Raw genomic sequence first — 19,578 nt, forward strand, 5'->3', positions numbered from 1 at the left:
GGGTCGGCCTGGCCGACGGGCGGCGGCTGGCCGTCGGCGCGGTCGTCAACTGCACGGGCCCGCAGACCGACGCGCGCCGGGTCCCCGATCCGCTGCCCAGGGAGCTGTTCGCGGCGGGGCTGGCCGCTCCCGGGCCGCTCGGCCTCGGCCTGAGCACCCTCCCCGACGGGCGGGTCAGATCGGCGGAGGGGCCGGACGCACCGCTGTGGACGCTCGGCGCCACGCGGCGCGGGGAGCTGTGGGAGTCCACCGCGATCCCCGAGATCCGGGCCCAGGCGGCCGACGTGGCCGCCGCCGTGATGGACACGCTCACGACCGCCTCGCCGGTGGCGCCGCGCGTCCGGGCATGAGCGGCGGCAACCTCGCGGGGCGAGGCGCGCCGGTCGACCGGCCCCGGCCGGCGGGGCCGTACCTCGCGCTGACCGCCGTCCTCGCCGACGCGGGGCGTGGCAGGGACGTGTCACATGCCAAACGTGGCACACACGCGGGACGTGGCACATGCCCGGGACGTAGCACACGCCAGGACGTGTCACACGCGCAGGACGAGCTTGCCGCGGGTGTGGCCGTCCTCTCCGCGCGCATGGGCGCGGGCGGCCTCCTCCAGCGGGAAGACGTCCTCGACCTCGACCGCGACCTCACCCTTGTCGATCAGCGCGGCGATCGTGGTCAGGGCCGCGCCGTCCGGCTCGACGAGGAAGCCGCTGGTGCGCACCCCGCGCTCGTCCGCGGCCCGGCGCAGCTCGGGGCCGACACCGCCGGGGACGGCCACCAGCAGGCCCCCCTTCCTGAGCACCTTCAGGGAGCGGGTGCTGGTGGCGTCCAGGTCCTCTCCCAGGAGGTCGATCACCACATCGACGTCCTCGACCACGTCCTCGAAGCGCTGCGCGGTGTAGTCGACCAGCTCCGCCGCTCCGAGCCGGCGGAGCCACTCGTGGCGGCTCTCCCGGGCGGTCCCCACCACCCGCGCCCCCAGATGCCGTGCGAACTGGACGGCGAAGTGTCCGACGCCCCCGGCGGCGGCGTGCACCAGCACCCGCTGGCCGGCCGTCACCCGCGCGGTGTCCACCAGGATCTGCCACGCCGTCAGCGCCGCCAGCGGCACGGCCGCCGCCTCCTCGTGGCTCAAGGTGGCCGGCTTGACCGCGAACTGGCGCGAGGGAGCCGTCACGAACTCGGCGTAGCCGCCCGCCTCCCGGGGGAACCACGGCATCCCGTACACCTCGTCGCCCGGGGCCAGCGTGGTCACGCCGAACCCGACCTCCTCGACCACACCGGAGACGTCCCACCCCAGGATGAACGGCGGCTCGCCGAGCACCCCGGCCATCCCAGCGCCCTGGCGGGTCTTCCAGTCCACCGGGTTGACACCGGCGGCGCGCACCCGCACCAGCACCTCCGTGGGCAGCGGCCGCGGGCGTTCGACCTCCGCGACCCGCAGCACCTCCGGACCACCGGTCGTGTCCTGCACCACCGCACGCATCGTGGACGTGGATGTGGACGTGGACGTGGACGTGGACATGTGTACCTCCTGAGCCATCCGATCTCGTCACGCCCGCTCTCCGGGGCGTGACCGCACGCTAACCTCAGGGGACTGGTTACCCACAAGGGACACTACTATCCAAAGGGAAGTAGCAGGCCGCACGAACGCCGGGAAGGCCCACCATGAGCACGCGATGCCCTACAGGCCAGCACGATCACCACGATGTGTACGAGGCCCAGTGCCCGTGCCGCGGCATGCTCGACCTGCTCGCCAACAAATGGTCGGCGCTGGCCATCGGGGCGCTGGAGGAAGGCCCCCTGAGGTTCGGCGCGCTGCAGCGCCGCCTCCAGGGAATAAGCCCCAAGGTGCTCACCCAGACACTGCGCCGCCTGGAGGGGGCCGGCCTCATCGACCGGACCGTCTACCCCGCCGTCCCGCTGCACGTGGAGTACGAACTCTCGCCGCTGGGCCACAGCGCGTCCGTGCCGCTGAAGAACCTGCGGCTGTGGGTCGAGGAGAACGTGGATCTGGCCACGGCGCCCACGAAGCCGGTGTGACGGCGGGGCGCCGTCTCCCCGGCGGGGGCTCCTCAGTCGACGGGGGCCGTACGGATGGCGGCGATGTCGAACTGGAGGCGGACCTTCTCGCTGACCAGGGCACCGCCCTCGGCCAGTTTGGCGCTGTAGGTCAGCCCCCATTCGGAACGGTTGATGGTGGTGGTGCCGTCGAAGCCCACCCGCTGGTAGCCGAAGGGGTCCGTGACATGGCCGATGTAGGTGAGTTCCAGCACCACGGGGCGGGTGACGTCCCGGATCGTGAGGTCCCCGGCCATGCGGTACAGGTCCGGGCCCGCGAGCTGTACGGCGGTGCTCACGAAGCGGATGTGCGGGTAGGTTCTGGCGTCCAGGAAGTCGCGGCCCATCAGGTGGTCGTCCCGCTGCTCGACACCGGTCTGGACACTGGCGGTGGACAGCAGGACCTCGGCCCGGGAGCGGCGCGGGTCACGGCCGTCGAAGTACAGGCGGCTCTCGAATTCGGTGAAGGCCCCCCGCACCGTGGTCACCATGGCGTGCCGGACGGAGAACCCGATCCGGCTGTGCGCCGGGTCGACGATCCACTCCCCGGTGAGAGCCTCGAGGCCGGGGGCGGGCAGAACAGCGGCGCCGGACGCCGTCCGGGCAGAGGGAACCGCCGGTGCGGCTTCGGCGACCGCGCGGCGGGAGGTACGGCTGAACAAGTTCATGCCACCCGTTGTTACTTTCAACCGAGGGGGTGACGCAACCCCTGATCAGCCGTCGGATCCACAAGGACCTTCGATAAGTGCCGTGTTGGACACCGTCCGAGGTCTCCTTCCGCTCCGTAAGCGGTCATGGTAGCCGCAAGCCTGTCGCCCGTTGGCAGTCGGCACCCTGGCCGGTTCACGCCGCGTGGTGGGCCAGCAGGCGGTGAGGGTCCTCCGCGCCCGGGCCGGGCGCCGGATCGGTGTGCACCAGGGCGGCGGTGAGCCGGGGCACCGCGTGCAGGAGGGCGTGTTCGGCCCCGACCGCCACATCGTGCGCCGCGCGCAGGTCCAGGCCGCCGTCCACCTCGACCGTGACCTCGGCGCGCAGCCGGTGGCCGATCCAGCGCATCCGCAGTTCGGTCACGCCCAGCACGCCGGGGACCCGGCGCAGGGCGGCCTCACCGGTGTCGATCAGCGCCGGGTCGACGGAGTCCATCAGCCGGCGGAACACCTCGCGGGCCGCGTCCTTGAGGACGAACAGGATCGCGGCGGTGATGACCAGGCCCACGACCGGGTCGGCCTGCTGCCGACCGAGCGCCGCACCGCCCGCGCCCAGCAGCACCGCCAGGGAGGTGAAGCCGTCGGCGCGGGCGTGCACCCCGTCGGCGACCAGGGCCGCCGAGCCGATGCGGCGCCCGACCCGGATCCGGTAGCGGGCCACCCATTCGTTGCCGAGGAAGCCGAGGACCGCCGCGACCGCGACGACGCCCGGGTGGGAGATGCCGCGCGGGTGCAGCAGCCGGTCCACGGCCTCGTAGGCGGCCAGGGCCGCCGAGGCGGCGATGGTGAGGACGATGACGATCCCGGCCAGGTCCTCGGCGCGGCCGTAGCCGTAGGTGAAGCGGCGGTTGGCCGCGCGGCGCCCCAGGACGAACGCCACGCCGAGCGGAAGCGCGGTCAGCGCGTCGGCGGCGTTGTGGACGGTGTCGCCCAGCAGCGCCACCGAGCCGGACACCATGACGACCGCGGCCTGGAAGAGCGCGGTGGCGCCCAGGACGGCGAGGGAGAGCCACAGGGCACGCATGCCCTCGGCCGACGACTCCAGCGCGGGATCGACCTTCTCGGCCGACTCGTGCGAGTGCGGTCTCAGCAGATGCGCGAGCCGGTGCCGCCAGTGGGACCGGCCTCTGTGCTGATGCGGTTCCATACGGCCATTATGTGCATACACGCGCACCCGTGCACCAGTCGGAGCGCGGAGGACGTCCGCCCGCCGAACGGCCGCGCCAGGGCCGGGCCGCGCGCCACTCGTGGCGTGTGGCCACCGCGTTCTCCGGCCCCGGGACCCCGGCGGCCGGCTGCCCAACGGCGGTCACGACGTCCGGCCCCGCCGTCCGGACGGCGCCGGAGCCCCTCGGCCGCGATCCGGACGGCGCGGCCGACAGCACCGATCCGGCGAACCGGCGAGCTCCTGGGGTCCGTCGACAAGGGGGCGTCCGGCCGCGAGCGGTGTTCGATGCGGAGGAGGCACCTCTCAGCGACGGCCCGCGGAAGCATCGCGAGGCGGAGCATCGCTCTCGTACAGGGCATACCCGGGCGGTGCGACGGCGCGGCGAGGTGCCGTGCCGGGCGCCGGGAGCGGGGCGCCCCCTGTGGCGAGAGGCCCTGGCCGTGCTCCCTGGCTGCCCTGTCCGGACAGCGCGGCTAGCGCGAACCGTAGGGCAGCAGCGCCATCTCCCGCGCGTTCTTGATGGCGCGGGCGAGCAGGCGCTGCTGCTGCCGGGTCACCCGGGTGACCCGGCGGCTGCGTATCTTGCCGCGGTCGGAGATGAACTTCCGCAGCAGGTCGGTGTCCTTGTAGTCGATGACGGTGACACCCGCTTTGTCCAGCGGGTTGCCACGGTCGCGCCGGGCGTCCCGGCGGGTGGGATGGGGGCGTCGGGTCATCATCGGGTCCTTCTCTTCGCGGTGCGTGCTGTTCGCGGTGCGTGCGGTGTCCGTGCCGAGGTCAGGACACCGGGTCGAGCAGTTCATCGAAGGCGTGTGGCAGCCGGCTCCAGGCGTCCGGCCCGGCCGCGTACTCGGCGTCGGTCAGCAGACACGCGTCGAGCAGGGCCAGCAGCCCGTCCCGGTCCAGGCCGGGCGAGGTGAAGGTGAGATGCTGGCAGCGGTCGCCGTGTTCGGGGTGCCAGTCGAGCGCGGCGGCGATCCGCCGCTCGGCCGGCACCATCTCCCAGGCGGCGTCCGGCAGCGCGGCCAGCCACGGCCCGGCCGACTCCACACACAGGGCCCCGCCCGCCGCGTCCCACGACAGCAGGGTGTCGCCCCGGTCCGCCAGCCAGAAGCGGCCCCGGCTGCGGGCCGCGGCGCAGGTCAGATCCTCCAGCGCCGCGTAGAGCCGCTGCGGGTGGAAGGGCCGCTCGCGCCGCCAGACCACCGTGGCCACCCCGTGTTCGTCGCCCTCCTGCGGCAGCAGCGCACAGGCCGGGTGGAGGCGGGCGGCCGCCGCCGCGGTGTCGAACCCCTGGAGCAGGGCGGGCCCCAGGGCCCCCTCGCCGAGCCGCAGATGCCGTGCGCCCGGGGTGAGCTGGGTGAGCAGTGCGTGGTCGCCCTCGTCGGCGACCTCGTCACAGGTGGTGTCCTCGGCGACGGCGATCAGCGTGGGGTACTCCAGCTGCCGGGCGAAGGTGTCGGCGATGGTGCGCTGGTCGGTGGGCGCGGCGGCGAGGCCCACATCGGCCAGGTCGTCACCGTTCGCCAGGTACGGCACCATCAGGGCCGGGTCGACCGCGGTGGCCACTCCGGTCAGTTCCAGCGGGGCGCCCTCGTCCGCGATGACGGCGGCCATGGCCTGGGGTTCGACGGAGTCCCACAGTTCGACGACGGCGAGCCGGTGTCCGCCGCCGGTGGCCAGGCGCAGCAGTTCGGGGACCAGGTCCTCGCGCAGCGCACAGCACGCGCAGTCGTTCACCAGCGGCGCCTCACCCTCGCCGAGCGGCCCGGAGGCGTCGCGCACGGTGCGGCGCACGGCGCGGTCGGTGGCGGCGGAGAGGTCGTGGTGCAGGGCCACGGAGCCGGGCACCGTGCGCAGGATCTCCTCGACGGCGGCGCGGCGGGCGTCGGCGTGCAGTCCGCCCACGACGGCGACGGGCAGCCGGGTGTCGTCCGCGGTCACCGGCCCCTCCGTCCGCGTCCGTAGCGCCGCTCGAACCGCTCGACGCGTCCGGCGGTGTCCAGGACCCGCTGGGTGCCGGTGTAGAAGGGGTGGCTCGCCGAGGAGATCTCGACGTCGATGACCGGGTAGGTGTTGCCGTCCTCCCATTCGACGGTGGTGTCGCTGGTGGCGGTGGAGCGGGTGAGGAAGGCGAAGTCGGCGGCCCGGTCACGGAAGACGACGGGCCGGTACGCGGGGTGGATGCCGGGCTTCATGGCGGTCAGCGCTCCTCGCGGAAGTCGACGTGGCGGCCGACGACCGGGTCGTACTTGCGCAGGGTCAGCCGGTCGGGGTCGTTCCGCCGGTTCTTGCGGGTCACGTACGTGTAGCCGGTGCCCGCGGTGGACCTCAGCTTGATGATCGGGCGTAGTTCGTTGCGTGCCATGCGCCGTAGCATACACAGAAGTGGTTTTCATTTTCATCTAGCTGCTACGCTGCCGCGGCATCCCGACCACACCACCGAACGGAGGGACCATGTCCGCCCACTGCCAACTCACCGGCCGGCAGCCCGGCTTCGGCCACCGCATCTCCCATTCGCACCGCCGCACCAAGCGCCGGTTCGACCCCAACGTCCAACGCAAGCGCTACTGGCTGCCGAGCGAGGGCCGCCACGTCCGGCTCACCCTCAGCGCCAAGGCCATCAAGACCGTCGACGCGATCGGCATCGAGGCGGCCGTGGCCCGTATCCGCGCCCGGGGAGGGAAGGTCTGATGGCGAAGAAGAGCAAGATCGTCAAGAATGAGCAGCGGCGGGCCGTCGTCGCCCGCTACGCCCAGCGCCGCGCCGAGCTGAAGGCGGTCATCGCCGACCCCCGGGCCTCGGAACGGGAACGGCTGGACGCGCAGCGGGAACTGCGCCGCCAGCCCCGCGACGCCAGCGCCACCCGCGTGCGCAACCGCGACTCCGTCGACGGCCGCCCCCGCGGCCATCTGCGCGCCTTCGGCCTGTCCCGGATCCGCATGCGCGAGATGGCGCACGCGGGTGAGCTGCCCGGGGTGACCAAGAGCAGCTGGTGACCGCCCGCCGCCCCGGGGCCACCGTGCCGTAGTGGGCCACCGCCCCGGGGGCCACGGTGCCGTAGTTGGCCACCACGCCAAGTGGGCCGCCACCCCGGGGCCACCGTGCCGTAGTGGGCCGCCACTCCGGGGCCACCATGTCGCAGTTGGCCGCCGCCCCGGGGCCACCACGCCGCAGTGGGCCACCGCCCCCGGGCCAACGCGGCGGGTTGCCGCCCCCGGGGGCCCACCGCGCCGCAGCAGGCCACCGCCCCCGGGGCCACCACACGGCAGTGGGCCGCTTGGCACACTATTTCGGCTGCCGACGTCGATGGGCCTATCCGGCTACGGGGCGTCGGCGAGGCGGAGTTCGCCGTCCCGGGGCGGGGCGAAGAAGCGGGCCACCTCCGCGTCGGTGACCTCGGCGAGACCGGCCGGGGACCAGCGCGGGGCGCGGTCCTTGTCGATCACCTGGGCACGGATGCCCTCGACGAAGTCGGGGCAGGACAGGGCGGCGCAGGAGACGCGGTACTCCTGTTCCAGCACACGCTCCAGGGAACCGAGCGCCCTGGCCCGGCGGACGGCGGCCAGCGTGACCTTCAGTGCCGTGGGGGACTTGGCGAGGAGGGTCTCGGCGGTCTCCTTGGCGGCCGGTTCCCCGGCGGCCATCAGGCGGTCCACGATCTCCTCGACGGTGTCCGCCGCGTAGCAGTGGTCGATCCACTCCCGGTGGCCGTCCAGGGTCCCGGCCGGCGCTTCGACCGCGTACCGGGGCAGCACGTCCGCCACCGGCTCCGCGGCCAGGTCCCGGGCCAGCGCGGGCAGCAGCCCGGAGGGGACGACGTGGTCGGCCAGCCCGCACAACAGGGCGTCGGCGGCGCCCACCGCCGCTCCGGTGAGCGCCAGGTGCGTCCCCAGTTCGCCCGGTGCGCGGGACAGCAGATGGGTGCCGCCGACGTCCGGTACGAAGCCGATCGTGGTCTCGGGCATGGCCACCCGGGAGCGCTCGGTGACGATCCGCACACCGCCGTGGGCCGAGACCCCGACGCCCCCGCCCATCACGATGCCGTCCATCAGGGCCACGTACGGCTTGCCGAAGCGGGCGATGCGGGCGTTGAGCGCGTACTCGTCGCGCCAGAACGCCCTCGAGGCCGCGCCGCCGCCCGAGGTCACGTCCTGGTGGATCGCGCGGATGTCACCGCCGGCGCACAGCCCGCGCTCCCCCGCCCCGTCGATCACCACGGTCTGGACGGCCGGGTCCCGCTCCCAGGCGGTGAGGGCCTCGGCGATCCGCGTCACCATCGGGTGGGTGAGGGCGTTGAGGGCGCGGGGCCGGTTGAGGGTGAGATATCCGGCGCGGCCCTCGGTGCGCGCCAGCACGACGTCGCCGGGCGCGAGGGCGGGCGCGGGGACCGCGGGGGTCGCGGGGGTCGCGGGGGCGGATACGGAAGTCGCGGGGGCGGTCTCGGGGTCCGTCACGGGGTCGGTCACGGGGCGTTCGGTCCTTCCGGCGTCTGGTGCGTTCGCGGATCACCACCGATCCAGCACCGCCGATCCTCTCAGCGCGCCACCGGCCCGTGACAGCCCCGCCCGCCGTGCGACCGCCCACCCTCCGGGGTCCGGGGCCGTGCGCCGGGGTCCGGGACCGTGGTACCGGGGCGGCGGACGTCCGGGGCGCGGCGGTGCTCCGGACCCGGACGGGCCGCCGCCGCGCGAATCCCGCTGGACATCCGCCGCCCCCGCCGGGGAGGGTGGGCGCAGGCCGCCACTGACCCCCGAGGACCCGTCTGATGAGTGCTCATCCGCTGCCCACCAGCACCCCCGCCGCCGAAGGCGTGGACGCGCGGGGCGTCCACGCCTTCCTCGACACCGTCGAGGGGGCGCCGGACATCGAACCGCACAGTCTGATGATCCTGCGCCACGGAAGGCTCATCGCCTCCGGCTGGTGGGCGCCGTACACCGCCGAGCGGCCGCAGCTGCTCTACTCCCTCAGCAAGAGCTTCACCTCCACGGCCGCGGGCCTGGCCGCCGCCGAGGGGCTGCTGGACCTCGACGATCCGGTGATCTCGTACTTCCCCGAGTTCGCGGCGGAGATCACCGATCCGGGCAGCCGCGCCATGCTCGTACGCCATGTCGCGTCCATGGCCAGCGGGCATGCCGGGGAGACCGTGGAGCGGGCGTTCGGCCTCGACCCGCACGAGCCCGTGCGCGGCTTTCTGCTGCTTCCGCCGGAGCACGCGCCCGGCACCGTCTTCGCCTACAACCAACCCGCCACGTACACCCTCGCCGCGATCGTCCAGCGGGTGACCGGGCAGTCGGTGACGGAGTATCTGCGGCCGCGGCTGTTCGATCCGCTGGGCATCGGGCAGACCGCCTGGCTGCAGCATCCGGCCGGCCGTGACCTCGGCTTCAGCGGGCTGTTCGCCACCACCGACGCGATCGCCCGGCTGGGGCTGCTGTATCTGCGCGGCGGCGTATGGGAGGGCAGGCGGCTGCTGCCGGCCTCCTGGGTCGCCGAGGCGACCCAGGAGCGGATCCCGACCGAGGTGGGCATGCGCGAGGGCCCGGGTCCGGACTGGCGGCGCGGGTACGGGTTCCAGTTCTGGATGTCCCGGCACGGGTACCGGGGCGACGGGGCGTACGGGCAGTTCTGCCTGGTGCTGCCCGAGCAGGACGTGGTGATCGCCGCGACGGCGGACACGCTGCGGACGCAGGAGGTCCTGGACGCGGTGTGGGAGCATCTGGTGCCCGCGTGCGGCGACGCGCCGCTCACCGGCCGCGCGGACGAGGACGCCGCGCTGGAGCGGCGGCTGTCCCGGCTCGCGCTGCCGCCCCTCCCGGCCAAGCCCGCGCCGCTCACGGACGCCGCCGCGTGGTCGGGCGCCGCGTTCGCCCCCGAAGGGGGTGCCTGCGCGGATCAGCCGACGCTGACCAGGGTCACGGTGGCCGAGGACGGCACCGGCGGGTGGACCGTCTCGCTGGCCGAGGACGCGGCCCGGCTGGACCTGGGGCTCGACGGGGCGGGGTGGCGGACCGACACGGGGCCGGATGCGCCCGTTCCCACGGCGGTGAGCGGGGGCTGGACGGACCCGGACACGCTGACCGTGGACGTGGCGTTCCTGGAGACCCCGCACCACCTGGTGGTCACCTGCTCCCTCGCGGAGCGCGTCTTCACCGCCCGGTGGCGCACCACACCGCTGCACCGCGGGCCGCTGCGCTCGCTGCGCGCCCCCGGGCCGCGCTGACCGCTGCCACCGCGCTGACCGCCGCCACCGAGCGGGCCGCTGCCACCGCGCTGACCGCTGCCACCGGGCGGGCCGCTGCCACCGCGCGGGCCCGGGTGCCGGCCACGGTCCGGCCCGTGCCGGCGGGGTTCACCGCCCCGCTCCCGGCGGCCGGTTCCCCGGGGAGCGGGGGCTCTCGGGCGCCCCGGTGGTGCGGGTCCGCGGGGCCGCTCGGAGGGGACGGGGGTCGTCGGGGCGGTAGCGGGCCCTGATGCGGACGCGCTCGCCCTGGGGGCCCAGGATGCTGAGGAATTCGACCGGGCGTTCGTCGGCGTTGCCGAACCAGTGCGGGAGGTGGGTGTCGAATTCGGCGGCTTCGCCCTCGGTGAGGACGAAGTCCTGGTCGCCGAGGACGACTCGCAGCCGCCCGCGCAGGACGTACAGCCAGTGGTAGCCCTCGTGCGAGCGGGGGTCGGGCTCGCGGCCGTCGGTCAGGCCGGCCGGGAGCAGGTGCTTGTACGCCTGCAACCCGCCGGGTTCGCGGGTCAGCGGGACGATGGTCATGCCGTTGCGGGTGAACGGCCGCGGACGCACCCGGGGGTCGGACTCGGCCGGGGCGCCGATCAGCTCGTCGACCGGCACCCGGTAGGCCCTGGCCAGGGGCAGCAGGAGTTCGAGGCCCGGTCTGCGCCGGCCGGACTCCAGCCGGGACAGGGTGCTGATCGGGATGCCGGTGGTCTCGGACACGGCGGTCAGGGTGGCCCCGCGGCGACGGCGCAGCGCGCGCAACCGGGGTCCGACCGCGGCGAGTACGGCGTCGAGGTCGTCGTTCACCCCTTCACCGTGCACTCGTTTTGCGGTTTCCGCAAAGAACTTTGCCGGAACGCCGCGGCTGGGGGGACCGTGGCGGCGGAAGGTGCGTCGCGGTGTTCCCGGACGCCCGGGTCGCGGGCGTGGATCCGTACGACGGGGTGGTGGCCGGCGCGGGCCCGGCGGGGCGAGTGGCGGCGTCCGTGTCCGGGAGCCGTCGCATACCGCCGCATCGTCCGGCCAGGCGCCGGGCGGGGGCCCACGGACGGCGCGGCCACGCCCACGGCAGCGGCCGAGCGCACCCCACGTGACCACCGCCAGGAACCGACGAGAGGACCGAACGCCATGAACGCCCAGCACTGGGACGAGATGTACCGCAGCCGCGACCAGGTGTTCAGCGGCGACCCGGGCGGCGTGCTCGTCACCGAGGCCAGCGGCCTGGCACCCGGCCAGGCGCTCGACGTCGGATGCGGTGAGGGCGCCGACGCGCGCTGGCTGGCCCGGCGCGGCTGGCAGGTCACCGCGGTCGACATCTCCGGGGTCGCGCTGACCCGCGCCGCCGCCGCGGCCGCGGACGTCCGGGGCCGCGTGTCGTGGGCACGGGCCGACCTGCTCACCACGCCGCCCCCGGCAGGCGCCTTCGACCTGGTGTCCGTCCAGTACTTCCCGCTCAAGCGGCAGCCGGGCCACGCCGCGCTGCGCGGTCTGCTGGACGCCGTCGCCCCCGGCGGCACGCTGCTCTTCGCCACCCACGCCCTGGCGGACCTGGCCGCGCGTCAGGAGGCGGGCTTCGACCCCGCCGACTACTACCAGCCCGACGACATCGCCCGCCTCCTCGGCCCCGCCTGGGACATCCTGGTCAACGAGACCCGTCCACGCGTCTCCCCCGCCCCCGTCGGCACCCACCACGCCCACGACAGTGTGCTGCGAGCCCGGCGCCTGCCGTGAGCCCGCCCCGCGACGCAGTGCGCCGCCCGGCCAGGTGAGACAGCCGACCGCCGTCTCCTGGCCACCCCCGCAGGGGGTACCCCCCGGGCCGACAACGCTGCCCCGGCGCCTGCCGTGAGCCCGCCCCGCGACGCAGTGCGCCGCCCGGCCAGGTGAGACAGCCGACCGCCGTCTCCTGGCCACCCCCGCAGGGGGTACTCCCCGGGGCGACAGCACTGCTCGGGGAACGGCGTCGGGAGGACGACCATGGCTGTACCCGCCGCGGCCCGGTCCGGCGGCGCGAGGGACGCGCCGCCGTGGCTGGGGATCTACCTCAACGACCACCTGGCCGCCGCCACCGCCGGGATCGGCCTGGCCCGCCGGATGGCCCGCGGGCACCGGCGCTCGGCGTACGGCGGCGAGCTGGCGAGGCTCACGGCGGAACTGATCCAGGACCGCAGGTCGCTGCTGCGGTGCATGGCCTCGCTCGGCATCCCCGTCCGCCGCGCCAAGGTCCACGCGGCGCGGGCGGCCGAACGCGCCGCACGGCTTACGCAGGGCGGCCGGACGCGGCGGCGCTCCGGGGTGAACACGCTGGTGGGGCTGGAGACGCTGCGCCTGGGGGTGGAGGGCAAGGCGCTGCTGTGGCGCTCGCTGCTCGCGGTGGCCGTCCATGACACCCGGCTGCGGACGGACCGCCTCGCCGCGCTGCTGGAGCGGGCCGGGCGGCAGCTCACCGCCCTGGACTCGCTGCACGCCCGCGCCGCCTCGGCGCTGCTGGCGTCCCGGGCCCCGGGGCGGACCGCGCGGTAACGGCCCGCTTCGGTGCGTCGCCGGTGGGCACTCGGGGCCGATGAATGAACTTCCCGGAGTGTCCGAGTCGTACTGGATGGGCACCGCGCCGCCCGGCACCCCTCACCCGGCCCTGACCGAGGACGTGGAGGTCGATGTCGCCGTCGTCGGCGCCGGTGTCGCGGGGCTCAGCACCGCCTGGGAGCTGACCCGTGCCGGGTACCGCGTGGCCGTACTGGAGGCGGGCCGGATCGCGGCGGGCGTCACCGGCCACACGACCGCCAAGCTCACCGCGCTGCACGGGCTCGTCTACGACCGGCTGCGCCGCACCCGCGGCCCGGAGGGCGCCCGGATGTACGCACGGTCGCAGTCCGACGCCGTCGAGCGGGCCGTGGCGATCGCCGCCGAACTCGGCGCCGAGTGCGAGCTGGAGCGCGTCCCGGCGGTCAGCTACGCGGAGGACCCGGCGCGCACCGACCAGCTCCGCGCCGAGGCGGAGGCCGCCCGCGAGGCGGGGCTGCCCGCCTCGTACGTGACGGAGACTGGGCTGCCGTACCCGGTCGCGGGCGCGGTCCGGGTCGAGGAACAGGCGCAGTTCCATCCGCGCAAGTACCTCCTCGCGCTGGCCGCGGACCTGTGCGCCCGCGGCGGGCGGATCCATGAGCACACCCGGGCCACCGGTCTGGAGGAGGGCACCCCGTGCCGGGTCGGCACGGAGAGCGGGGCGGTGGTGACGGCCGGGGACGTGGTGGTCGCCACCCACTACCCGGTGTTCGACCGGGCGCTGCTGTTCGCCCGGCTCACACCGCGCCGCGAACTGGTCGTGGCCGCGCCCCTCCCGGCCGGCCAGGACCCCCACGGCGCGTACCTCACCCCCGAGCGGCACACCCGGTCGGTGCGCACCGCGCCGTACGGCGACGGGCGGCGGCTGCTGATCGTGACCGGGGAGTCCTTCACCCCCGGCGCCGAGGGCACCCCCGAGCGTTTCGAACGGCTGGCCGGCTGGACCCGGGAACGGTTCCCGGGCGTGGAGATCACCCATCGCTGGGCCGCCCAGGACAACGACCCCACCGACACCGTGCCGCTGGTCGGCCCCTTCCACCCGGGCGCGCGCCACACCTATGTCGCGACGGGCTTCGGCGGCTGGGGGCTGAGCGGCGGCATCATGGCGGGCCGGCTGCTCACCGCGCTGATCGGCGGTGAGCGTCCGCCGTGGGCCGGGCTGTACGACCCCCGGCGGCTGTGGCCGGCGCTGCGCGAGGCCCCGGCGCTGATCGGCCACCAGGTCCGGGTCGGGCGGCATTTCATCGGCGACCGGCTGAGCACCGCGCACACCGGCCCGGTCGACCGGATCGCCCCGGGCACCGGGGCCGTGGTCCGCCTGGACGGGCGGCGCTGTGCCGTCTACCGGGACGAGGAGGGCACCGTCCACGCGGTCTCGGCCACCTGCACCCACCTGGGCTGCGTCGTCGCGTTCAACGCCGCCGAGCGGGCCTGGGAGTGCCCCTGCCACGGCTCCCGCTTCGGAACCGACGGCCGGGTGCTGCAGGGCCCGGCCAACCGGCCGCTGGAGCGGCGCGACACGTGATCCGGCGAGAGCGGACAAGCGGACATGGGGTGTGACCCGGATACGCCAGACCCCGCCACGGGATGATCTTGGCCCCGGACGGCCGGCTGCGGTGTGCCACTCGCCAGAGCGCTGACGCGGTTCTCGCCGGCGCCGGCCCGGCAGGGTCAGGTGCCGGCGCTCAACGCGGGCTGCGCCGGCTCCGGTAGGCCGCGACGCTGGCCCGGTGTGCGCAGGTTCGGGTGCAGTACCGCTTCGAGCCGTTGCGCGAGAGGTCCACGAAGGTGGCCCGGCAGGTCGGCCCGGCACATACGCCGAGACGGGCGGGACCGAGCGTGGCGATCACGGAGGCCAGTGCGCTGAGCGTAGTCGCGGCAAGGTGCGCCGAGCAGCGGTCGGTGTCGGAGGTCACCTCGGTCCACCAGCGGTCGTCCTCGTGGCGCAGTACCGGGGTGGCGCGGCTGCGACGCAGACCGTCGTTGATCAGAGCCGCAGCTTCGACCGCGTCCGCGTTCGCCCGTTCGAGCACCTCACGCACCGTCTCGCGCAACGCGCGGACTTCCGCCAGGTCGGCGCGGGTGAGATGCCGCGGACCGGTCCCTTGGTTCGCGGCCGAACTCGGAGGCTCGGCCGCGGGATGGTCGTCGAGGAAGTCCCGGAGCTGCTCCACGGTCTCGAGCGCGTCCTCTCCCTTGACCGGCCGCAAGGTGTTGGCCAGGTCGACGGCCGTCTGGACCGCCCATGGGCTGTAACACGCATCCTGCATTTGACGTGTCTCCTCACTGCCTCATAACGTTACACCCAAAGGAGCTTTAGGATGTCACAACATACTCGGCAGGGGACGACACCGCAGACGATCCCGTCCGGAGGGGCCCCGGCACCGGAGCGAACCGGCGCCCCGGACGGGCGTCGGCTGGGGCTGACTCTGGGGATGCTGGTGCTGCCGATGTACGTGGCGCTGGGAGCGCCGTCGGTGGCCCTGCCGGCCATCGGCCGCGCACTCGCGGTGCCGTTCGGGGCCACCGCATGGATTCTCGCCGCGTGGTCGCTGACCTCCGCGCTCACGATGCCGGTCGCGGGTCGGCTGCTGGTCCGCTGGAGCCCCTTCCAGGTCCTCGTCGCCGGGGTCGTGGCGCTCGCCGCGGGCTCCGTGCTCGCCGGAGCCGGGCCGACCCTGTCCGTCGTGATCGTCGGCCGGCTGATCGGCGGCGCCGGGGCGGGCGCGACCGTGATCGCCGTCTTCGCCGCGGCCACCGCCCTTCCCGGGCGGCAACGGATCCGCGCCCTGGGAATCATCGCGGCGGCCAGCGCGACGGCGTCGGGGTGCGGGACACTGCTGGGCGGGGCGGTGACCGCATGGCTCGGGTGGCGTGCCGTGCTCGCGATCCCGGCCCTCGCGCTGCCCCTCCTGCTGGCCGCATTGCCGAGTAGGCGCGCGCTGACGCGGAGCGGCAGCGGCAGCGGCAGCGGCAGCGGCAGCGGCAGCGGCAGCGGCGAGCGAAACGGCTCGACCGGGCGACTCGATATCGTCGGCGCGGCCGTGCTGTCGGTACTCGCCGGCTCCTTGATCACATTGCTGCAGGCACACTCGGTCGGCCTGCCCGCTCCGGTCACGCTCGTCGTGGCTGCCGCCGGGGCGCTCGCCGCCGTGGGACTGTGGTGGCGCGTGCGCAGCACGCCCGACGGGTTCGTGCCTCGGCGGGTGATCGCATCCCGCGGCTTCCTGGCGGCCGGGCTCATCGGCGGGACCGTCTTCGCCGGCTACTACGGGGTGCTGTTCCGCGCCCCGTCGCTGATCGAGCAGGCCACGGGCGGTGGCCCCCTGGAAGCCGGCGTGCTCCTGGTCCCGGCCGCCGCCTGCTCGGTGCTGGCCGGGCGGCTGGTCGGCACCTTGACCGACCGGTTCACCGGCTGGCAGGTGTCGGCCGGGCTTGCGGCACTCACCGTCGTCGGCGTGCTGGTGGTCGCGCTCTTCACCGGGCCGATCCCGATTGTCCTCGGCATGGCGTTGACCGTGTGCGGGTTCGCCGGCGCCCAAGCCGTACTGGTGAGCCTCGCGCCGGACCTGGTCGCCGCGGACGACCGCGACACCGCACAGTCCCTGCTCAACTTCATGAACGCCCTGGGTGGCGGGATCGGTCCGGCCGCTGTCGCGGGTCTGTCCGGCATCGTGCCGGTGCCGGTGGCCCTCGCCGCGCTCGCGGCACTCCCCCTGGCCGGACTCGTCCTCAGCCTGACCCGGTGCCCTACCGCCGACCGCCGCCCCGAACCCGACGCCATGCGTGGGAGCCCGCGATGACGGTCCACCTGCCCCTGATCCGATGACGCCTTGACCAGTGAGGAGCGTTGCCATGTCCGCCGAGCCATTCGAGGTCACCATCACCGAAGCCGAGATCGCGGACCTGCGTGAACGATTGCGACGGACACGGTGGCCCGAGCGCGAGCCGGTGGACGACTGGTCACAGGGCTTGCCGCTGGCGTATGCGCAGGAGCTTTGCCGCAGCTGGGCCGAGGACTACGACTTCGGGTTCGCCGAGCGGCTGAACGTGTTCCCGCAGTACCGCGACACGATCGACGGGCTGGGCATCCACTTCCTGCACGTCCGCTCGCCGGAGCCGGACGCCTTCCCGCTCGTGCTCACGCACGGGTGGCCGGGTTCGGTGCTCGAGTTCCTCGAGGTCCTCGGCCCGCTGACCGACCCGCGCGCACACGGCGGTGACCCGGCGGACGCGTTCCACGTGGTCGCGCCGTCGTTGCCCGGGTACGGCTGGAGTGACAAGCCGTCGACGACCGGGTGGGGCATCACCCGCACCGCGCGTGCCTGGGACACGCTGATGGTCTCGCTGGGTTACGAACGGTACGGCGCGCAGGGCGGTGACTGGGGTTCGGCGGTGTCCGCGGCGCTGGGCGAGGTGGCGCCCGAGCGGGTCGCCGGCGTGCACCTGAACCTGGGATCCGTGGCGGCGGGCACGTTCGACGACCCGACGCCCGCGGAGCTGGCGAATCTCGAGGCCGAGAAGGAGATGCAGCGCACCGGCCGGGGGTACTCGGCGATCCAGGCGACCCGGCCGCAGACGCTCGGCTACGGCCTCACCGACTCCCCGGCGGGGCAGGCCGCCTGGATCGCCGAGAAGTTCTGGGCGTGGACGGACAACGACGGCCATCCCGAGGACGCGTTGTCGCGGCAGACGATCCTCGACGAGATCTCGGTCTATTGGTTCACCGCGTCGGCCACGTCGTCGGCGCGCCTGTACTGGGAGAGCTTCGCCAACTTCCGGGACAAGGTGACCGCGCCATCCGGGCTGTCGGTCTACCCGCGCGACATAACCCGCCCGTCGAGGCGGGAGGCCGAACTGCGGTTCACCGACCTGCGCTGGTTCGAGGAGCTGCCGCAGGGTGGCCACTTCGCCGCGCTGGAGCAGCCGGAGTCGCTGGTCCAGCAGGTGCGCGGGTTCTTCCGCCTGTTCCGCTGACCGTCCGTGCCACCCCCTGGGAAGCCCGCGCCCAGGGGAGGGTCCTGTCCGTCCCCCGGGTTACCGGCAAAGCGACGGCCGCGCTCGGCGAGCGGACGCTGGTGAGCGTCGCCCTCGAACGAGGAGTCGGCCTCCGCATGGCGGAACAGCACGACGGTGCGAGACATGTCGGTACTCCGACGCTCCGGATGCTGCACGCCGGATCGGGCGGCGCCGAGATACGGCAGCGCATGGACGGCCTCGCCTCCACCCTGTGCGTCTCGACCGGGATCCGTCTCGACCGGGACTCGGGCTGTGGACGCCGCCCTGATCGCCGCCGGCACCGGCTGCCCGGCGCGCGGGTGGAGGTCGACACGCCCCTCACGGCCGGGACGGGCGCCCCGGCCGTCTGACGGATGCCGGTGGCGCCAACAGCGTCCGTCTGAGGCCCGGGGCGCCGGATCACGGCGAGGGCGCCCCGCCGGATCAGCCCTCGATCCCCTGCATCAGCTGGGAGAGGTCCATGGTCTGGTTCGCCGGCGGCGCCTTCACCGTGACCGGCTCGTTGAGGCCGGAGAAGGTGATGGTCATGTCCAGCGGGCCCTTGTCCGCGTCGCCGCGCATGCGGAACCGCTTGGTGTGGCCGTCCGGGTCGATCCACATGTCCATGGACAGCCGGTCGATCCCCATCTCCTCGTACGCCTTGAGGCTCTTCTCGCGGCGCTCGCGGGTCGCCGCGTCCTCGTCCTTCAGGCTCTCGCGCATCTGACGGAGGGTGATGGTGCCCCGGTAGTGGGTGGTCCGCACCCCGTCGATGGTCTCCTCGCCGACCCGCTTCACATGGTCGGCGCCGGAGAGGAAGGCCGAGTCGTCGGCCGGGTTCTTGTCGGCCTGGCGGGAGAGCGAACCGCCGGCCAGTGCGCCGGTCGCCTTCTCGCCCAGGGCCGAGAGGTCGAGCTTGAGCCAGCTCTTGCCGTCCAGCTCGGCGGCGGCCTCCTTGCCTCCGTTGAGGTACATCACCCCGTTCAGCAGCCGGATGTCCACCGCCTCGTCCGGGCCCTGGCTGAGCGCGCGCATCTTCATGCGGACCGCGACCGGCTCGGTGCTCATCGCCGCCTCGCCCTCGATCCGCCCGTCCTCGGGGGTCCTCCCGGTCATCCGGTAGCGGAAGGAGGTGAGCTTCTCGCTCTTCTTGGCCGCCGCCCGCACGGCCGCCGCGGGCGCCATCCGCACCTGCTCCGAGGACTTCTCCTCCGCCTTGTCCCGCGACGCGCCGTCCGACCCCGACGACCCGCAGCCGACCGCGCCGCCACAGAGCAGCACGGCGGCCAGCACGGCACCGGCCACTCGGGCACCCCTGCCATGTCCCTTATGTGCGACCATGGCCATAAACCCCACCCCTTGCAGAACTTCTGTTCGTTTCTCTGTGATCCGGGACAGTACCAGGAGCGGACGACACGCTACTCATGGGCACGGACCGGGGGCAGGGGGCCGTCGTGGCGTTCGAGGGCGACACGGGTGAGCTGACCGGTGCAGCCCTGGGCCAGCCGCGAGGTGCCGATGTCCTGGGTGACGGCGTTGGGGTTGCCGTGGACGCAGGTGGCCACCTCGGGCGCGGAAGGGTCCCACCAGGCGCCGGTGGCGAGCTGGACCACTCCGGGACGCACCGCGTCGCTGACCACCACACCGGCCAGACAGCTGCCGACGGCGCTGCGGATCCGCACCACGTCGCCGTCCCGCACCCCCAGCGCCGCGGCGTCCCCTGGGTGCAGCCGGGCCGGCTCGCGGCCCGCGACCTTCGACGACGCGCTCAGCTCGCCGTGGTCGAGCTGGCTGTGCAGGCGGGTGGCGGGGTTGTTGGCGACGAGCCAGAAGGGGTAGGGGGACCCGGCCTCCGGCCC

The 19,578-nt window shown here is 74.2% G+C and carries 22 protein-coding genes and 1 pseudogene; 11 read left to right on the top strand and 12 right to left on the bottom strand.

The annotated features are described in order from the left end of the window. A pseudogene (locus tag AXW62_RS07340) lies at window positions 1–350 on the top strand (FAD/NAD(P)-binding protein); the annotation flags it as partial. A 179-nt stretch (window positions 351–529) separates the two neighbouring features. On the opposite strand, the gene AXW62_RS07345 reads toward AXW62_RS07340, so the two are convergent. Continuing rightward, complete coding sequence (locus AXW62_RS07345; protein WP_063817531.1) at window positions 530–1,516, bottom strand: NADP-dependent oxidoreductase; 987 nt, start codon at window positions 1,514–1,516, stop codon at window positions 530–532. Window positions 1,517–1,659: 143 nt separating this feature from the next. Between AXW62_RS07345 and AXW62_RS07350 the strand changes: the two genes are divergently transcribed. After that, window positions 1,660–2,034, top strand: coding sequence for a winged helix-turn-helix transcriptional regulator (locus AXW62_RS07350; RefSeq protein ID WP_030824290.1), 375 nt, complete (start codon window positions 1,660–1,662; stop codon window positions 2,032–2,034). Window positions 2,035–2,066: 32 nt separating this feature from the next. On the opposite strand, the gene AXW62_RS07355 is transcribed toward AXW62_RS07350, so the two are convergent. The 6 genes from AXW62_RS07355 to rpmG form a co-directional block, all read right to left on the bottom strand. Beyond that, window positions 2,067–2,720 (bottom strand): YceI family protein, encoded by a 654-nt coding sequence (locus AXW62_RS07355; RefSeq protein WP_030824288.1) that lies wholly within the window; start codon window positions 2,718–2,720, stop codon window positions 2,067–2,069. A gap of 175 nt (window positions 2,721–2,895) precedes the next feature. Beyond that, a complete protein-coding gene (locus tag AXW62_RS07360) occupies window positions 2,896–3,906 on the bottom strand; it encodes a cation diffusion facilitator family transporter (RefSeq protein WP_060943776.1) in 1,011 nt (336 codons plus the stop codon). Window positions 3,907–4,400: 494 nt separating this feature from the next. After that, complete coding sequence (rpsR, locus tag AXW62_RS07365) at window positions 4,401–4,643, bottom strand: 30S ribosomal protein S18 (RefSeq protein ID WP_060943790.1); 243 nt, start codon at window positions 4,641–4,643, stop codon at window positions 4,401–4,403. Window positions 4,644–4,704: 61 nt separating this feature from the next. Then, complete coding sequence (locus AXW62_RS07370) at window positions 4,705–5,871, bottom strand: GTP-binding protein (protein ID WP_060943777.1); 1,167 nt, start codon at window positions 5,869–5,871, stop codon at window positions 4,705–4,707. Then, window positions 5,868–6,125, bottom strand: coding sequence for a type B 50S ribosomal protein L31 (locus AXW62_RS07375; RefSeq protein WP_060943778.1), 258 nt, complete (start codon window positions 6,123–6,125; stop codon window positions 5,868–5,870). The genes AXW62_RS07370 and AXW62_RS07375 overlap by 4 nt, the downstream gene beginning before the upstream one ends. Window positions 6,126–6,130: 5 nt before the next feature. Continuing rightward, the gene (gene rpmG / locus AXW62_RS07380) at window positions 6,131–6,295 is read right to left on the bottom strand and encodes a 50S ribosomal protein L33 (RefSeq protein WP_026252351.1); all 165 of its coding nucleotides are present in this window, start codon (window positions 6,293–6,295) and stop codon (window positions 6,131–6,133) included. 89 nt (window positions 6,296–6,384) lie between these two features. Between rpmG and rpmB the strand changes: the two genes are divergently transcribed. Together rpmB and rpsN are read left to right on the top strand one after the other, a co-directional pair. Further along, a complete protein-coding gene (gene rpmB / locus AXW62_RS07385) occupies window positions 6,385–6,621 on the top strand; it encodes a 50S ribosomal protein L28 (RefSeq protein WP_060943779.1) in 237 nt (78 codons plus the stop codon). Beyond that, a complete protein-coding gene (gene rpsN, locus AXW62_RS07390) occupies window positions 6,621–6,926 on the top strand; it encodes a 30S ribosomal protein S14 (protein ID WP_030824268.1) in 306 nt (101 codons plus the stop codon). Before rpmB ends, rpsN begins: the two co-directional genes overlap by 1 nt. 324 nt (window positions 6,927–7,250) lie before the next feature. Here the strand turns inward: rpsN and AXW62_RS07395 are convergent, their stop codons facing one another. Further along, entirely contained in the window at window positions 7,251–8,285 is a 1,035-nt protein-coding gene (locus AXW62_RS07395) for an enoyl-CoA hydratase/isomerase family protein (RefSeq protein WP_060943791.1), read from the bottom strand. 410 nt (window positions 8,286–8,695) lie between these two features. On the opposite strand from AXW62_RS07395, the gene AXW62_RS07400 reads away from it, so the two are divergent. Next, entirely contained in the window at window positions 8,696–10,150 is a 1,455-nt protein-coding gene (locus tag AXW62_RS07400) for a serine hydrolase domain-containing protein (protein ID WP_060943780.1), read from the top strand. Window positions 10,151–10,279: 129 nt separating this feature from the next. On the opposite strand, the gene AXW62_RS07405 is transcribed toward AXW62_RS07400, so the two are convergent. Beyond that, window positions 10,280–10,978, bottom strand: a complete 699-nt coding sequence (locus AXW62_RS07405; RefSeq protein ID WP_370682894.1) for a helix-turn-helix domain-containing protein — start codon at window positions 10,976–10,978, stop codon at window positions 10,280–10,282. A gap of 306 nt (window positions 10,979–11,284) precedes the next feature. On the opposite strand from AXW62_RS07405, the gene AXW62_RS07410 reads away from it, so the two are divergent. From AXW62_RS07410 to AXW62_RS07420, 3 genes are all read left to right on the top strand, one after another. Next, window positions 11,285–11,887: a class I SAM-dependent methyltransferase gene (locus AXW62_RS07410; protein WP_060943781.1), complete on the top strand. Its 603-nt coding sequence runs from the start codon at window positions 11,285–11,287 to the stop codon at window positions 11,885–11,887. Window positions 11,888–12,133: 246 nt separating this feature from the next. Next, window positions 12,134–12,679: a hypothetical protein gene (locus AXW62_RS07415; protein WP_060943782.1), complete on the top strand. Its 546-nt coding sequence runs from the start codon at window positions 12,134–12,136 to the stop codon at window positions 12,677–12,679. A gap of 40 nt (window positions 12,680–12,719) precedes the next feature. Then, window positions 12,720–14,246 (top strand): FAD-dependent oxidoreductase, encoded by a 1,527-nt coding sequence (locus AXW62_RS07420; protein ID WP_060943783.1) that lies wholly within the window; start codon window positions 12,720–12,722, stop codon window positions 14,244–14,246. Between the two features lie 160 nt (window positions 14,247–14,406). Here the strand turns inward: AXW62_RS07420 and AXW62_RS07425 are convergent, their stop codons facing one another. Further along, complete coding sequence (locus AXW62_RS07425; protein ID WP_060943784.1) at window positions 14,407–14,991, bottom strand: CGNR zinc finger domain-containing protein; 585 nt, start codon at window positions 14,989–14,991, stop codon at window positions 14,407–14,409. 51 nt (window positions 14,992–15,042) lie between these two features. On the opposite strand from AXW62_RS07425, the gene AXW62_RS07430 reads away from it, so the two are divergent. From AXW62_RS07430 to AXW62_RS07440, 3 genes are all read left to right on the top strand, one after another. Further along, window positions 15,043–16,524 carry an MFS transporter gene (locus AXW62_RS07430; protein WP_060943785.1) on the top strand — a complete coding sequence of 494 codons (1,482 nt, stop codon included), beginning with the start codon at window positions 15,043–15,045 and terminating at the stop codon, window positions 16,522–16,524. 52 nt (window positions 16,525–16,576) lie between these two features. Further along, window positions 16,577–17,698: an epoxide hydrolase family protein gene (locus tag AXW62_RS07435; protein ID WP_060943786.1), complete on the top strand. Its 1,122-nt coding sequence runs from the start codon at window positions 16,577–16,579 to the stop codon at window positions 17,696–17,698. A 137-nt stretch (window positions 17,699–17,835) separates the two neighbouring features. Further along, on the top strand, window positions 17,836–18,090 hold the full coding sequence (locus AXW62_RS07440; RefSeq protein ID WP_060943787.1) for a DUF5133 domain-containing protein: 255 nt from the start codon (window positions 17,836–17,838) through the stop codon (window positions 18,088–18,090). A gap of 73 nt (window positions 18,091–18,163) precedes the next feature. Here AXW62_RS07440 and AXW62_RS07445 read toward each other — a convergent pair whose 3' ends face one another. Continuing rightward, the gene (locus AXW62_RS07445; protein ID WP_060943788.1) at window positions 18,164–19,066 is read right to left on the bottom strand and encodes an SCO4651 family lipoprotein; all 903 of its coding nucleotides are present in this window, start codon (window positions 19,064–19,066) and stop codon (window positions 18,164–18,166) included. A gap of 71 nt (window positions 19,067–19,137) precedes the next feature. Further along, the coding region (locus AXW62_RS07450; RefSeq protein ID WP_289305994.1) for a molybdopterin dinucleotide binding domain-containing protein at window positions 19,138–19,578 on the bottom strand (441 nt) is incomplete at its 5' end.

It is taken from the genome of Streptomyces hygroscopicus subsp. hygroscopicus (assembly GCF_001553455.1).
In the GTDB taxonomy this organism is placed as follows: Bacteria; Actinomycetota; Actinomycetes; order Streptomycetales; family Streptomycetaceae; genus Streptomyces; species Streptomyces hygroscopicus.